13 protein-coding genes are annotated in these 15,377 nt (G+C 61.7%); 10 read left to right on the top strand and 3 right to left on the bottom strand.

What is annotated here, in order from left to right; translation table 11 throughout:
- Positions 1–16: 16 nt before the first annotated feature.
- Complete coding sequence (locus tag BCY88_RS25575; RefSeq protein ID WP_120346960.1) at positions 17–820, bottom strand: helix-turn-helix transcriptional regulator; 804 nt, start codon at positions 818–820, stop codon at positions 17–19.
- A gap of 121 nt (positions 821–941) precedes the next feature.
- Here BCY88_RS25575 and BCY88_RS25570 point away from each other — a divergent pair, with 121 nt between their 5' ends.
- From BCY88_RS25570 to BCY88_RS25540, 7 genes are all read left to right on the top strand, one after another.
- The gene (locus BCY88_RS25570; RefSeq protein WP_120346959.1) at positions 942–2,345 is read left to right on the top strand and encodes an APC family permease; all 1,404 of its coding nucleotides are present in this window, start codon (positions 942–944) and stop codon (positions 2,343–2,345) included.
- 18 nt (positions 2,346–2,363) lie between these two features.
- Entirely contained in the window at positions 2,364–3,482 is a 1,119-nt protein-coding gene (locus tag BCY88_RS25565) for a DmpA family aminopeptidase (protein ID WP_120346958.1), read from the top strand.
- Positions 3,483–3,612: 130 nt separating this feature from the next.
- Positions 3,613–4,878: an MFS transporter gene (locus BCY88_RS25560; protein ID WP_120346957.1), complete on the top strand. Its 1,266-nt coding sequence runs from the start codon at positions 3,613–3,615 to the stop codon at positions 4,876–4,878.
- A 155-nt stretch (positions 4,879–5,033) separates the two neighbouring features.
- A complete protein-coding gene (locus BCY88_RS25555) occupies positions 5,034–5,663 on the top strand; it encodes a pyridoxamine 5'-phosphate oxidase family protein (RefSeq protein WP_120346956.1) in 630 nt (209 codons plus the stop codon).
- Positions 5,664–5,720: 57 nt separating this feature from the next.
- Positions 5,721–6,641 carry a LysR substrate-binding domain-containing protein gene (locus BCY88_RS25550; protein WP_120346955.1) on the top strand — a complete coding sequence of 307 codons (921 nt, stop codon included), beginning with the start codon at positions 5,721–5,723 and terminating at the stop codon, positions 6,639–6,641.
- A gap of 249 nt (positions 6,642–6,890) precedes the next feature.
- The gene (locus BCY88_RS25545) at positions 6,891–8,198 is read left to right on the top strand and encodes an MFS transporter (protein ID WP_120346954.1); all 1,308 of its coding nucleotides are present in this window, start codon (positions 6,891–6,893) and stop codon (positions 8,196–8,198) included.
- A 60-nt stretch (positions 8,199–8,258) separates the two neighbouring features.
- Entirely contained in the window at positions 8,259–9,506 is a 1,248-nt protein-coding gene (locus BCY88_RS25540) for a metal-dependent hydrolase family protein (RefSeq protein ID WP_120346953.1), read from the top strand.
- A 45-nt stretch (positions 9,507–9,551) separates the two neighbouring features.
- Here the strand turns inward: BCY88_RS25540 and BCY88_RS25535 are convergent, their stop codons facing one another.
- Positions 9,552–10,463 carry a DMT family transporter gene (locus tag BCY88_RS25535; RefSeq protein WP_120346952.1) on the bottom strand — a complete coding sequence of 304 codons (912 nt, stop codon included), beginning with the start codon at positions 10,461–10,463 and terminating at the stop codon, positions 9,552–9,554.
- A gap of 122 nt (positions 10,464–10,585) precedes the next feature.
- Here BCY88_RS25535 and BCY88_RS25530 point away from each other — a divergent pair, with 122 nt between their 5' ends.
- A complete protein-coding gene (locus tag BCY88_RS25530; RefSeq protein WP_120346951.1) occupies positions 10,586–11,506 on the top strand; it encodes a LysR family transcriptional regulator in 921 nt (306 codons plus the stop codon).
- Between the two features lie 142 nt (positions 11,507–11,648).
- Positions 11,649–12,758, top strand: coding sequence for an asparaginase (locus BCY88_RS25525; RefSeq protein WP_120346950.1), 1,110 nt, complete (start codon positions 11,649–11,651; stop codon positions 12,756–12,758).
- 21 nt (positions 12,759–12,779) lie between these two features.
- Here BCY88_RS25525 and BCY88_RS25520 read toward each other — a convergent pair whose 3' ends face one another.
- Positions 12,780–13,559, bottom strand: a complete 780-nt coding sequence (locus BCY88_RS25520) for a hypothetical protein (protein ID WP_120346949.1) — start codon at positions 13,557–13,559, stop codon at positions 12,780–12,782.
- Between the two features lie 528 nt (positions 13,560–14,087).
- On the opposite strand from BCY88_RS25520, the gene BCY88_RS25515 reads away from it, so the two are divergent.
- A complete protein-coding gene (locus BCY88_RS25515) occupies positions 14,088–15,338 on the top strand; it encodes an IS256 family transposase (RefSeq protein ID WP_120342987.1) in 1,251 nt (416 codons plus the stop codon).
- The last annotated feature ends 39 nt before the right edge of the window (positions 15,339–15,377 follow it).

Genomic DNA, 15,377 nt, shown 5'->3' with positions numbered 1-15,377 from the left:
CGACTTTGAAGAATACCTATCCCGCCTCATGCCCCAGCGCCTGAATAAACAACGAAAATAGTTCGGGCTGCGTCGAGATGCCGAGCTTGTTATAAAGATTCCGCCGGTGCACCTTCACCGTCTCCGGCGAAATCGCCAGCCGTTCGGCAATCGCTTTGGATGAGTTGCCGCGCAACACCAACCGCGCAATCGCCATTTCCCGCTCCGACAGCAACTCCGCTCCAAACCCCGCTAGCGCGCGCTCGACCCGTCCGGAAAGATCGCCGCTTTCCACGCTCTTGCCGGGCTCGGTGGCAAGACGCGCCACATGCTGTCGTATCGTCGCAATTAACCAGGGTGTGCAAACGGAAAGCCGCCCGAGCGCCTCCACATCGAATCGCGTCTTCGCGCCCAACGACAGCGATACGACGCCACCCGCAGGCGCAATCTTGACGATCAGCTGCAACTCATCTTCCCCAACCGCGTCGCGAAAGTAACTCAGGAAGTATTCGCTTTGCCGAAACAGATCCGGCGCCACCTCCTCGAGCCGGTACAGTCCGTCGGCCAGGCCATCGTGTGCGGCCTGTAGAAAAGGATCGAGCACGTACAGTCCGTTCAGATAAAGCGGCACCGGCGAAGGCTTGTCCGTACCCCCGGTATCGAATTCTTCCAGCACGCGTGGCACGCCATCCTGACCGACGAGCACCGCCAGCGCATTGTCAAACGGCGCGATTTCGTTGAGCAGAAGTATCAGATTCCGCCAGAACCTGGGCGCACCCAATTGGTCGATCACGCGCGCCAGCGCCTGATGCATTGCTACTTCCGTGAACAGTCGATCCATGCGTCTCCACCTAATTGGCGTAACCCTAAGCGGTAATAGCGCTGTGTAAATTGGCTTCCTACACTCCGCCGAACAGTGCTCAAGTATGGACGCTGAAAAAATCATTGCAAAGGAGAGGACGATGGCGATCACGGAAACGTCGGTTGCGGCGCAAGCCGTCCCCGCAGGGCTGGGCACATCCGGCGCGCTGAAGCAGTCGCTCAGCGTGCGGGATGTGGTGATGATTACCGTATCTGGGGTGACGCCCGCCAGTTCCATTTTCGTGATCGCGCCGTTTGCGATCCAGCAGGCGGGCAGCGGGGCGGTGCTGTCGTTCCTGCTAGGCGGCGTGCTCGCGCTGGCTTTCGCGTTGTGCTATGCGGAATTGAGCGCGGCGCATCGCAGCGCCGGTGGCGAGTATGTGATGGCGAAACGGGTGTTCGGCGCGTTGCCGGGCTATCTGACCTTTATCGCGGTGCTGGCGGTCAGCGTGTTCATTCCGGCCGTGCTGGCAAGCGGCGCGGCGCCGTATCTCAACAATGCCTTCGGTACGAACTTCAGCAATCAGTCGGTGGCGCTCGCGATCGTCGTACTCAGCTACGTGCTCGGCATTCTCAACATCAAGACCAACGCGTGGATCACCGGTGCGTTCCTGACGGTCGAAGTGCTAGTACTCCTCCTGATTGCCTACCTGGGATTCTCGGAGCCGCATCGCGCCATCAGTGCGTTGGTCCACCCTCAAGTCGCGAGCAACGGTACGCTGATTTCGGCGACCGCGGCCGCCATTATTCCGGCCGTGGGCACGGCGATCTTCTGCTACAACGGTTTCGGCGCCGCGGTGTTCCTCGCTGAGGACCTCGAAGGGGGCAATCGCAGTGTCGCGAAAGCCGTCATGTATTCGCTGCTGGCCATCCTGCTGATCGAACTGATCCCATTGACCGCGATCGTGCTCGGCGCGCCTTCGCTGATCGATATGTCGAAGAGCGCGGATCCGATAGGCTATGTGGTCCGCGAACTCAGTAATCCGGTCATCATGCGGGTGGTGAGCGCGGGGATTTTCCTGTCGGTGTTCAACGCAATCATCGCAATCGTGATTCAGGTGGGACGTCTGCTGTATAGCAGCGGCCGTCACGCATTATGGGTGCGTAGCTGCAATCATGCGTTCACGCGCATTCACCCGCGCTTCGATTCGCCCTGGCTTGCCACGTTGACGCTTGCGGTTCCGTCGGCACTGCTGCTTTTCGTATCGAGCCTCGATGAGCTGACCGCGTTCACGGTGGACCTGCTGCTCGTGATCTACATCGTGATTGCGGTGGCGGCGCTGGCCAGCCGCGTCGTGCGACGCGATGTCGAGCATCACTACCGGATGCCGTTGTGGCCGCTGCCGCCGCTGGTGGCGATCGTCGGCGCAACCTACACGTTGTACACGACAATGCAGAGCGCGGCCAAGCCTACGGATCTGTACATCATTGGTGGATTACTAGTGTTGGCGCTCGCGATGTATGCGGCGTGGGCACGTCATAGCGTGACGTTTCGCGAACTTTGAATCGAAGGAAAACAGGCAATGCGTACAAGGGAACTCGGCATCCGTATCGGGCGTGGTACGCCAGGGCGTTTCAATGCGATTACCGATGTCGCCGGTGTCCGTGTCGGACATCACACGCTGAATGTGGAAGCGGGAGATGCCTCGGTGCACACGGGCGTGACCATCATCGAACCGCGTGCGGGCAGTGCGCGCATGGCGCCTTGCTTTGCGGGATGTCACATCCTGAACGGCAACGGCGACGCAACCGGTCTCGAATGGATACGCGAGGCGGGCTTGCTGACGACGCCGATTGCATACACCAACACCCATAGCGTGGGCGTGGTGCGCGACGCGCTGGTCGCGGCGGAGCGGCACGAAGCCAACGGGGACGTGTACTGGTGCATGCCGGTCGTGCTTGAAACCTACGACGGACTGCTCAACGATATATGGGGGCAGCACGTCACCGCGGATCATGTGCGGCGAGCGCGAGCCGAAGCACGCACGGGGGAGGTGAGGGAGGGAAACGTAGGCGGCGGCACGGGCATGATCTGCCATGAGTTCAAGGGAGGAATCGGCACGGCATCGAGAGTGTTGAAGCCGGCTGAAGGCGGCTGGACCGTTGGGGCATTGGTGCAGGCGAACTATGGCCGGCGCGACGCGCTGAGGGTGGCGGGGTATCCGGTGGGCGAAGTGCTCGGGGACATGCATTCACCGTTCAGACAAACGCAAGGAGGGCGTACAGGAGAACCGGGCATGGGCTCGATTGCCGTGACGCTCGCAACCGATGCGCCTTTGCTGCCGCATCAGTGCACGCGCCTCGCACAGCGTGCGAGTGTTGGGATCGCCCGCATGGGAGGAGGCACTGAAGATTCTAGCGGTGACATCTTCCTGGCCTTTTCGGTGGGAAATTCGGAACTGCCGGCGGTCAACTATGGGTGCGTTGGGAAGCCCACCACGGCCGTGGAGATGGTGAATAACGATCACATGTCCGCGTTGTTTTCGGCTGCGGCGGAGGCCGTGGAAGAAGCCATCGTCAATGCCCTGCTGGCTGCTACGGATATGAGCGCGCGCGGCGCTCGCGTGGAGGCGATCGGCGCTGAACGCTTGCTGTCCGCGCTTCGTGACGTGGGATGGAAGCCTGATAGCCAGAATCGGTGACATCTCTCATGGAAGGGCCGCTCTCGCGGCCTTACAAAAAGAAAGCACTGCGTAAGTGTAAAAACAAAATAAATAAACTTGCTCTAAACTGGCTGCCGCCCAAGCCAGCCTAGTAGAGAGCAAGAAACCAATGCCCCGACCTCCGGCCGACCCCGTCGGCGACTCTAGCTTCAGTTTGCCAAAACACCCTCCGTTCCAGCGTTTCTGGTGTACCCGTATCCTCTCGTCGCTGTCGTTCCAGATGCTCGCCGTCGCAATGGGCTGGCACATCTACGCGCTAACGCATAGCGCCTTCGCACTGGGCCTCGTCGGTCTTGCCCAATTTCTGCCGATGTTCCTGCTGACGCTCGTGGTCGGCCATGTCGCCGACCGCTACGACCGTCGCCGGATCGCGGCCATCTGTCAGAGCCTCGAAAGCGTCGCTGCATTGTTATTCGCCTTCGGCACGTTCGGCGGCTGGATTAGCGCGCCGGTCATCTATGTATTGGCCGCATGCGTGGGCGCGGCCCGCGCCTTCGAGTCTCCCGCGGTCGCATCGCTGTTGCCGGGCGTCGTGCCGCGCGGGCAATTGCCCAAAGCCACGGCATGGGCCACCTCCGCCAATCAATCCGCCCAGATCGCGGGTCCGGCACTGGGCGGCCTGCTGTACGGCATCGGTCCGGATGTGGCCTACCTCGCATGCACGCTGTCGTTCGCCGCGGCCGCCGCCTCAGTGTGGGCCATTCCATTGCAGGCCAGGTTGGCGAGCCGCGCGCCGGTTACGCTCGAATCGGTATTCTCGGGCATCGCTTTTATCCGCAGGGAACCGGTGATCCTCGGCGCATTGTCGCTGGATCTGTTCGCTGTGCTGTTCGGCGGCGCGACGGCGCTGTTGCCGGTTTTCGCACGCGACATCCTGCATACCGGACCGCTCGGTCTTGGCCTGTTGCGCTCGGGTACCGCCATCGGCGCGCTCGCGGGCACCATCTGGCTCGCGCATTTTCCGCTGCGCAACCGGCCAGGCGCCGCGATGTTCGGTGGCGTGATTGCGTTTGGCACGGCCACTGTCGTATTCGGTCTGTCGCATGAATTTTTCGTGTCGCTTCTTGCCTTGATGGTGCTGGGGGCGTCCGACACCATCAGCGTGGTGGTGCGCCTGTCGCTTGTTCAACTGCGCACGCCGGACGAAATGCTGGGCCGGGTCAGCGCGGTCAACTCGCTTTTCATCGGGACCTCGAACCAACTCGGCGAATTCGAATCGGGTGTGACCGCAGGTTGGTGGGGCGCGCAACCGGCCGTGCTGGTAGGCGGCATCGCGACGATCACCATCGCCCTGCTGTGGATGCGCTTCTTTCCGGAACTCAAGCGCACGCGCTCGCTGGAGCGGGAAGAGGGGTTGGCGCCGAGTCATTCGTAGAGACGCCCGGCGCGTCGTGTTCAACGAAGGCGTGATCGCATCCTCTCGCTTTCTGAAAGTCAGATTCCCGATTTCGCCGGGTTCTCTTTAAAGATGGAAGCCGGTAACGTTGAGCGTGCAACCTGCGGGCTTACCCGCGAGACAGGAGCCGTTCAATGAATCACGCACCTCCCCACCCGTACCCGAGCGACATCGCCTTCACGCCGACGGTGAAGGCGATCCAGGCCCGTAATGGTTCACGTGATGCGTATGCGCGCATGGAGACCGACCGCGGTTGGGAGACGCGTATCACGCCGGATGTCGCGAGTTTCATCGAGCAGCAGACGAGCGTGTTCTTCGCCACCGCGAACGACGAAGGCCAGCCCTATATTCAGCATCGCGGCGGTCCCGCCGGTTTTTTGCATGTAGTCGACGATCACACCATTGCGTTCGCCGATTTCGCCGGCAATCGGCAATACATCACGCTGGGCAATCTCGCCGATAACCCGAAGGCGTATCTCTTCCTCATCGACTACGCGCGCCGGCGGCGCATCAAGCTTTGGGGCGAGGCGCGCGTGGTCGAAGACGATCCCGAACTGCTGGCAAAGCTGATGCCGCAGGGATACAAGGCGCGTGGCGAGCGAGTGATCGCAATGACGGTCAACGCGTGGGATATGAACTGCCCGCAGCACATCCCGCAGCGTTTCGAAGCAGCGGACGTGGCCGCCGCGCTCGCGGAACGGGACCAGCGCATCGAGGCGCTGGAAGCGGAAATCGCGCGCTTACGCGCTGCGTCACAGGCTTGATTTGAAGCGCGCTTCGACCCGCTATGATGGAGGCAAGCTCACTCGGCCACCCTCATCATGCGGATTGCCCCATTACCGCCGCTTCAATGCCTGATCGCGTTCGAATCGGCTGTACGTCATGCCAGTTTCACTAAAGCGGCGGTGGAGCTCCATCTGACGCAAAGCGCGATCAGCCGCCAGATCGCGCAACTGGAGGACTTTCTCGGTCGCTCGCTGTTTGTGCGCGAGCACCGCGCCTTACGTCTGACGATCGCCGGCGAGCGCTACGCGAGCCATGTGCAGTGGCTGCTTGCCAATTGCTCGGAAGCCACGCTGGATGTGATGAAGCGATACGGCGACCTGGAGTTGACGATCGCGTGTTCGTCGGGTGTAGCGGTGTTGTGGCTTACGCCACGCCTGGGCGCGTTTCGCGCCGCCCATCCGAACGTGAAGATCCGGATGATCGTGCGCGACGGACTTGCATCGCTGTCGCCCGCGGAATTCGACGTAGGTCTGTACTACATCCGCCAGCATGCAGCGCCACACTTCACTGCTCGCCGCATTTTCGACGAAGACGTGTACCCGGTATGTTCGCCCGGGTATCTCGCCGGCCGCGTGCTGGAGCCGGCCGATCTCGCGCATGAAACATTGCTGGTGCAGGAAGACGGTCAGCGGCAATGGATGTCGTGGCCCGAATGGTTCCGTCTCAACAACGTGGCGATGCCAGGATCGCCGCAGTCTGTCGCCGTCAATCATTATCCGCAACTCGTGCAAATGGCGATTCTCGGGCAGGGCGTCGTGCTCGGCTGGCGTCATATGATCGATGCGTGTCTGAACGAGGGGCTGCTGGTGCGCGCCACACGAGCGTCGGCCAGCCACGGTGGCGGCTACTACGTCGTTTCGCCGAACGATCGCGCGGAGAACCAGGCGGCGCGCCTGTTTACACGCTGGCTTTTCGAGCAGGCCGAGGCGCAGGCAAGCGCACAAACAAGCGGGTAGACAGCCGGCCAACCGATCGCAGAGATGCGCGGCGCGCCCGTGGTCTGGTTCATTTCGCATGCGCTACGCGCATGCATGCATGCGAATCTTTCGTTTCGAAAACAAATCAGGTCTCTCTACGATCGGTTTCATGCAGGCGAAAGCGCCGCTCGACGCCGAAGCGTCGCCTTGCTGGCAGATCCGCCGGACCCGTAGCCATGCAGCGGCAGCATGAGCCGCCGTGCAAGCAGCCTGATGAGGAAAGAGACCATGCAAGGAACGCTTTCATCCAACGTTACGATATCCGTGGATACGCTCGCGCGGCAGCGGCGCCGCGCGATTATCGCCACTGTGCTCGGTAACGGGCTCGAGTGGTTCGACTTCACTGTTTATAGTTTTTTCGCGGTGATTATCGCCAAGCTGTTCTTTCCGACCGGCAATGAACTGTCTTCGCTGCTGCTTGCCGTCGCAACGTTCGGTGTGGGTTTCTTCATGCGGCCCGTGGGCGGCATCGTGCTCGGCGTGTATGCGGATAAAGTGGGACGAAAGGCAGCGCTCTCGCTGACTATTCTGCTGATGGCGGGCGGCACTGCACTCATTGGCCTCGCGCCGACCTATGACCAGATCGGCGTGTGGGCGCCGGTTCTGATCGTGGTGGCCCGCCTGCTGCAAGGTTTTTCGGCCGGCGGCGAAATGGGTACCGCCACCGCGTTTCTTACCGAATATGCGCCGGCCGGCAAGCGTGCATTCTATTCGAGCTGGATTCAGTCGAGCATTGGCTTCGCGGTGCTGCTGGGCGCAGCGGTCGGCACCTTCGTGACAGCAGGTCTGAGCGCCGACGCGTTGCATTCGTGGGGCTGGAGAATGCCTTTTCTGATCGGCATTCTGATCGGGCCGGTGGGCTATTTCATTCGCAGCCGCATGGACGAAACGCCGGCATTCAGCGCGGTTGCCGAGCAGGCGAAAAGCGATTCGCCACTCACGGAAGTGTTCCGCCGCTTTCCGCGTGAGACGTTCGCGAGCTTTTCGATGGTAATTCTGTGGACGGTGTGCACCTACGTGCTGCTGTTCTATATGCCGACCTATTCGGTGCGCACACTGCATCTGCCGCAATCGACGGGCTTTCGCGCCGGCATGTGCGGTGGCGTGATGATCATGTGCTTTTCGCCGGTGGTCGGCAAGCTGGCTGACCGCTTTGGCCGCCGCCGCTTCCTGTCCGGCGCTGCTGCATTGATCTTCCTGCTCGCATGGCCGATGTTCACTTACATCAACCACGCGCCTGGGCTCGTTTCGCTGATGGTGTTTCAAGCCGTATTCGGTTTGCTGATTGCGACCTACACCGGCCCGATTCTCGCTGCGTTCTCCGAACTGTTTCCGACCAAGGTGCTGTCTACGGGTCTCTCCGTTGCGTACAACTTCGCGGTGACGATTTTCGGCGGCTTCGCACCATTCTTCATCACGTGGCTGATCGCGTCGACGGGCAGCAACATGGCGCCCGCAATCTACGTGATGATCGCCGCGCTGATCAGCCTCGTGGGCACCTTCTATGTGCGTGATCCGCGCCATAGCCGCGCCTGAGGCAGCGTTTCCGGCCGGCGAAAGCCGGCGGGTTTTCTTCATCAAGTCAGGAAGATAGCGATGAGTATTACGGTAATCAGCGGCGGCAACGTACTCGATCTGGTCCAGGGCACGCTGCTCGAACACCATCATGTCGTGATCGAAAACGGCCACATTGTCGAAGTCACCGATCGTCCTGTCGATCTGCCGAATGCGCGCGTGATCGACGCGCGCGGCAAGACGGTGATGCCCGGCTTGATCGATTGTCACGTGCACGTGCTGGCTTCGCGCGCGAACCTTGGTGTCAATGCGACGCAGCCGAATATCCTCACGGCGATTCGCGCGCTGCCGATTCTGAAGGCGATGCTCGGCCGCGGCTTTACGACGGTGCGCGACGCGGGTGGCGCGGATTGGGGTTTGACGCAGGCGCTCGAAAGCGGATTGATTCCGGGGCCGCGTATTTTCCCGTCGGGTAAGGCGCTGTCGCAAACCGGCGGCCACGGCGACTTCCGTCCGCGCGGGGACGTGCTCGAACCCTGTTCATGTGCCTTTCGTGCAGGGGCGATTGCGCGGGTTGTCGACGGTGTCGATGCGGTACGGCTGGCGGTGCGTGAAGAGATTCAGAAAGGCGCCACTCAGATCAAGATCATGGCGTCTGGCGGCGTGGCTTCGCCTACCGATCCGATCAGCAACACACAGTATTCAGAGGACGAAATCCGCGCAATCGTCGCCGAAGCGGAGGCAGCCAATACCTACGTGATGGCGCATGCCTATACCGGCCGCGCGATTTCGCGTGCGATTCGCTGCGGAGTGCGTACCATCGAGCACGGCAATCTGGTAGACGAAGCCGCCGCGAAACTGATGCGCGAACACGGCGCATTCGTCGTGCCCACGCTGGTCACTTATGACGCGCTGGCCAGACACGGCGCAGACTACGGTTTGCCGGCCGATTCGATCGCCAAGGTCGAAACCGTGCGGCAAGCGGGGCGTGACTCGCTACAGATCTATGCGAACGCCGGCGTGCCGATGGGATTCGGTTCGGACCTGCTAGGCGAAATGCACACATTTCAGAGCGACGAACTGCGTATACGCGCCGAAGTGCTCGGTAATCTGGAGGCGTTGCGTTCGGCCACGACGATCGCCGCCGATATCGTCGAGCGCGGCGGCAAACTCGGCATCATCAAAGCAGGGGCGATCGCCGATGTTCTGGTGGTCGACGGCAACCCGCTCAAGGACATCGGTGTGTTGACCGGGCAGGGCGAGCGCCTCGAGTATGTGTTGCAGCGTGGCGAGGTGGTGAGCGAGCGGGGCACCGTCACGTCGCGCTAATTGGGCGGTGCGTGTGCGGCGATCGGGACGGCTTGCTTCAATTCGCTAGGTGCCTGCCGCACTCACACGCAACGCCGTCCATCGCACCGTCGCGAGAATCGATGCCACGACGATCAAGGCGCCGCCGATCCAGGCGGCCGTTGAAATCCGTTCACCTAACCAGAGGCACGCGAACAGCGCGCCGAAGGCGGGTTCGCTGCCCATCAGCAACGACACGCGCGTCGGACTGCTGCGTTTGATGGCGAAGTTTTGCGCGAAGAACGCGAACAGTGTGCACGCAATGACCAGATAGCCGATGTAGCCCCAGAACATCGCGTGTCCCGCGAGCGAGGGCACAGGTTGCCACTGTTGCGGCGCAAACAGCAGCGCCACCGCCGCGCTACCGATTGCCACCACGCCCGATTGAACCGCCGTTACCGACAAAGGCGGCAACGCGGAGTCGCGCATCACGCGTTTCGTCACGCACACGTTGAGTGCGCGCAGCAGCGCGGCGAGCAGAATCAACGCGTCGCCGGGATTGAAACTCAGCGCGCCGTCGCCCGCCAGCAACCAGGCGCCGAACAGCGACAGCGCGACGGCCGCCCATTCGATACGGCTCGGCGTGCGCTTGAGCATCCACCATTCGACGAGCGGCGTCAGCACCACGCACAGGCTGATCAGAAACGCGGCATTAGCCGCACGCGTCAGCAGAATGCCGAACGTCTCGCAGAGAAAGATGCCGAGCAGCAGGGTGCCCGCGATCAGCACGCCGCGCAACGTGCGGGCGTCGGCGGCGCGTAAATGGCGCAAGGTGGGCGACAGGATCACGAAGGTGATGCCGAAACGCATTGCCAGCAAGCCCAGCACCGGATAAAACACCAGGGCGCTTTTGACGACGCCGTAGCTGGTGCCCCAGACCACGGCGACTGCGAGCAGCATCAGATCGGAGAGCAGAAGCAGGCGTTCTTGTTTCGACATGGCGAACCTCGGGCAGATGAGCGCATATTGTCGAACTTTGCTTGCGAGGCGATAATCGGGTCATTGTGCATATCATTTGTGCTGGACATGCATAAATAGGCTCAACCCTCGGGCGCTCGACAATGAACCCAACCGACCTTTTCGCCTTGCTGCCGGACATGGCGGTTTTCGCGCGCGTTGTCGATGCCGGCAATTTCTCAGTGGCCGCACGTCAGCTCGGCAGCACGCCATCCACGGTTAGCCGACAGATCAAACGCCTCGAGGACGCCTTGGCGACACGCCTGCTCGAACGGTCCACGCGCACGGTGCGGGTCACGGAATCAGGTGCCCAGGTGGCGCGTTTTTGCCGCGACATGGTGAGCGCGGCGTCCGGCGCGGTGGATGCCGCCGGGCAACTGGCCGGCAGACCACAAGGCAAGGTGAGCGTGAGCGCGCCGACCGCGTTTGCGAAAACGGTGATTCACCCGCTGATTCCCGGCTTTCTGCGCACCTACGAGGAAGTCGACCTGCAACTGCTGTTCACCGACCACGACGTCGATCCGCTTGCCGACGATGTCGATCTGGTGATCCGTCTGACCGAGCATCCACCGCCCGGCCTCGCAGGCCGCAGGCTGGGCGCGGTGCGCTGGCTGCTGGTTGCGTCGCCTGCTTATTTGCGTGAGCGCGGCACGCCGGCTCATCCGCGGGATCTCCTCAAGCATGAGTGCATCTACCTGGGCGAAACTGCCGACGACAACCGCTGGCGTTTTCGTCGTGGCACCGAGACACAAACAGTGGATGTGAAGGGGCGCTACATCGCCAACCATGCCGGCGCGCGGCTGGAAGCTGCGCAGCAGGATTTCGGCATCGCGAATCTGCCTGAATTTGCCGCCGCCGGTGCATTGCTAAGCGGCGAACTCGTGCAGGTGCTGCCCGACTGGAATCTCGAAGCACGCGCTTACGTGGGAGCGGTGTGGCTGTTGTATCCGCCAAACCGTTTTTTGCCGCCGAAGGTGAGGGCGCTGATCGACTACCTCGTCGAGCAATTACACGGAGCGGCTTGAGCGCGGATCCAATTTGCCGTGCACGCCGCTCGCTAGTCGTGGCTGTGTGCGCAAGACGAACGTAGAATCGCTCGCATCATCACGATTCACCACACCATTCATAGTGATCGCACCGACTGAGGCGATCAGGAGGAGAACGGACATGACCTTGCGTGAAACCGGGCCGATTGCGGCGACTGTTTATCGGGGCGAAGTGATCGAGAACACGCATATCGCCCATGTTGCGGTGGTCCAGGCCGATGGCCAACTGCTGTATTCATTCGGCGATCCCTCGCGCATGACCCTGGTCCGCTCCGCGGCCAAGCCCGCCCAGGCGCTCGCGGTGCTGGAAACCGGTGCGCTCGAGCGTTTCGGTTTCGACGAAGCCGACCTCGCACTCATCTGCGCGTCGCACAGCAGCGAACCGCGCCATATCGAACGCACGCGGCAGATGCTGGCGAAGGTGCAGGTCAGCGAGTCCGACCTGCGTTGCGGCGGGCATCCGCCGTTGTCCGACGCCGTGTATGTCGACTGGCTGAAGCGCGATTTCAAACCGGGCGCGGTGTGCAGCAATTGTTCGGGTAAGCACGCCGGCATGCTGGCCGGCGCGCGTTCGATCGGAGCGGCGATAGCGGGTTATGAACTGCCGGGGCATCCGTTACAGGTGCGCGTGAAGCACACTGTCGCCGAGGTATGCGATTTGCCGGATGATGCGGTGCAATGGTCGATCGACGGTTGCAACCTGCCGACGCCGGCGTTTGCCCTTGATCGCCTGGCCCGATTGTTCGCGAAGCTCGCTGCCGCGGAGGATGAGACCTCGGCATCTTCGGCTGCTTCTGCGGGCATTCCTTCCGCCGTTTCGCCCCGTACCGTTGCGCTCGCGCGCATCTATCGCGCGATGGCGGCGCATCCGGAGTGGGTGGCAGGCGAGGGGCGTTTCTGTACCACGTTGATGCGGGCTTTCGACGGCGCGCTGATCGGCAAAGTCGGCGCCGACGGCAGTTACGCGATTGGCGTGCGGGCTTCGCAGCAGACAGCACGGCTCGGCGCTAACGGTGCGCTCGGCATTGCAGTGAAGGTGGAGGACGGCAACATCGGCGTGCTGTATGCGAGCGTTGCCGAACTGCTTGAGCGGCTCGATATCGGCAGTCCTGAGCAACGCGCGAAACTGCGCGCGTTTCATGCGCCGGCGATGTTCAACACCATGGGCGTTGAAATCGGGCATCTGGCATTTTCGCTTGCGCTCGAAGCGCATGCACGCGGCGAGGCGTGAGGGTAGACAGGGCGACGCCGCCTATGCGTCGTCTTTCTTGAAGCGATCCTGTATGGCTACCAGCTGATCGTCGCTGGTGGCCACGATCCATAGACGGGCGCGTTCTACCATCAAACGATTGTGATCCTTTAGCGCGCCCATCGACACGGCGGTTTTCCACGCGACGGGTGCGGCGCGGCTGGTTCTGCCTGATGGCGTGCCGACCAGCAAGGCGTAGGGTCCGAGGGGCAGCGACACGAAGGGCATGGCGGGTTTGACGCGTATGCGCCAGTCGATGAAAGGCGAATCGCTGAAGAGAAGTGGCGTGGGCAGGCCATGCAGCACGGTGAAGTCATAGAGCGCGAGTTGTTCGCGCATGGGGCCATAGACCTTTCGAATATCGCTGACGAGCGCCGCGCGGATTTCGTCGTCGAACATGGCTTCCTGGGTGTAGTGCTCGACTGCTTGCAGCGCGTCGTGCTGATAGGCGCTGAAGATGGCGAGGTCGACGCAATCGTGAACGGCGCGTTGGACTTCCGCGGCGGAGCCGGCTTCTTCGGGTTTGCCGAGTTGCGCGGCGCGCAGGAAACGCGCGAGGGCGGCGTCTTGAGTGGATGGGCCGGTGGCCAGTGGGTCGTCTACGGCGTTTTTGTCTAATGGAACGTAGAGGTATTTTTCTGCCGCGAAGCGGGATTTTTTGCCGTCATCGAAGCTGATTTCGCCGGTGGCGCAGTTTATGTAGCGAGTGCCGATGTGGCCGTGTTCCCACACGTAGTTTTTCAGAAAGGGACGCAGGGGGTGGAGTGGGTCTGGTTGTAGCATCTTGGGGGTGCACTCCGTGCGGGTTGGGTTTGGGTATGGTCACATAGATTTGGGGTTTTTTGTCTGTTTGTCTGTTTGTCTGGTTGCCTGCGGCGTTGGTCTTTGCTTGTTCTGGCTTCTTTGGCCTTTCCTTGTTGTGTTAGTGGTCTATTAGTGTTGCCCCTGTGCGGGGCGGCACTTACTTTCTTTGCCGCCGCAAAGAAAGATAAGCAAAGAAAGCGGCTCACACCGCCAGCCCATAAGCGGGTCCCCCGCGCAGCCACGGTAGTGGTGCATCTGGAATCCGTGTTCTCGCACACTCCGCGTTAGCGACACAGGGCTCATTCGCTCCCACTCCGCACTGCGTGCGTCGTGGATGGGTCTGCATGGGAAACCAGGGGGACGTGGTTAGTGGTTTGATGAATGACCGTTCGGCGCGCGTAGCGCCGCCGGAGGTATGATTGCCTTGTCACCGGAGCGAAGTGTGCGAGAACACGGGCCTGTCATTAATTTCGTGTTCAAGGCATATCATTCTCCCCAGGAGAACCTATGCCTCGCAAACCGAAAGCTACGCCGGCAGAACTGCCGGTGATCCCCGCTGAGCTGCTTGAGAAGTTCGGCAACGGGCCGATGACGGCCGAAGCGATCAACGCCGCGACGTTGTCCTTGAAGAAGGCGCTGATCGAGCGGGCGCTGGGTGGCGAGATGAGCCATCATCTCGGCTACACGTCCGGTGCTGCAAAGCCCGCGGCCGTCACCAATCAGCGCAATGGCACGGGCGCCAAGACAGTCCTGACCGAGGACGGTCCGATCCGTATCGAGATCCCACGCGATCGCGACGGTAGTTTCGAACCGCTGCTGATTCCCAAGCACGAACGGCGCTTCACGGGTTTCGATGACAAGATCGTCGCCATGTATGCCCGGGGTATGACCGTGCGTGAGATACAAGGCTTTCTGCTCGAACAGTATGGCACCGACGTCTCGCCTGATTTCATCAGCTCGGTTACCGACGAGGTCATGGCCGAAGTGACGGCCTGGCAGGGCCGCCCGCTTGAGCCGATGTATCCGGTGGTGTTCTTCGACGCATTGCGGGTCAAGATCCGCGAAGACGCCGTGGTGCGCAACAAGGCGATCTACCTTGCGCTGGGCATTCTTCCCGACGGCACACGCGATATCCTCGGCCTGTGGATCGAGAACACCGAGGGCGCCAAGTTCTGGATGAAGGTGTTCAACGACCTCAGGACGCGCGGCGTCAACGACATCCTGATCGCCGTCACCGATGGTCTGAAGGGTATGCCCGAGGCGCTGGCGGCAGTGTTTCCGGCCACCACGCTGCAGACCTGCATTGTTCACCTGATCCGCAACAGCCTCGATTACGCGAGCTGGAAGGACCGCAGGGGCCTGGCCGCAGCGATCCGCCCGATCTACACCGCGCCCAGCGCGGAAGCGGCGCAGGCGGAACTCGATGCATTTGCTGATGGGCCATGGGGGCAGAAATTCCCGCCGGTCAGCGCGGCGTGGCGCAACGCCTGGGATCGCGTAATTCCGTTCTTTGCGTTTCCACCGTCGGTTCGCAAGGTGATATACACGACGAACGCCATTGAGAACATCAACTCGCAGTTGCGCAAGATCATCAAAACGCGGGGCCACTTCCCGACCGACGAGGCTGCGACGAAGCTCATCTGGCTTGCATTGCGTAACATCACTGCCGATTGGGGGCGTGCGGCTCATGACTGGAAGGCCGCCATGAACCAGTTCGCCATACTTTATGAGGACCGATTCGTTCGACCATCCGTGTAATTCTCAACCCGCCTTGAACACGGAAATTCTGACACCCCC

The sequence above is a fragment of the Paraburkholderia fungorum genome, from assembly GCF_003610895.1.
Taxonomy (GTDB): Bacteria; Pseudomonadota; Gammaproteobacteria; order Burkholderiales; family Burkholderiaceae; genus Paraburkholderia; species Paraburkholderia fungorum_B.
The sequence above is the reverse complement of the archived record's forward strand: the minus strand, read 5'-3'. Positions and strand labels throughout refer to the sequence as shown.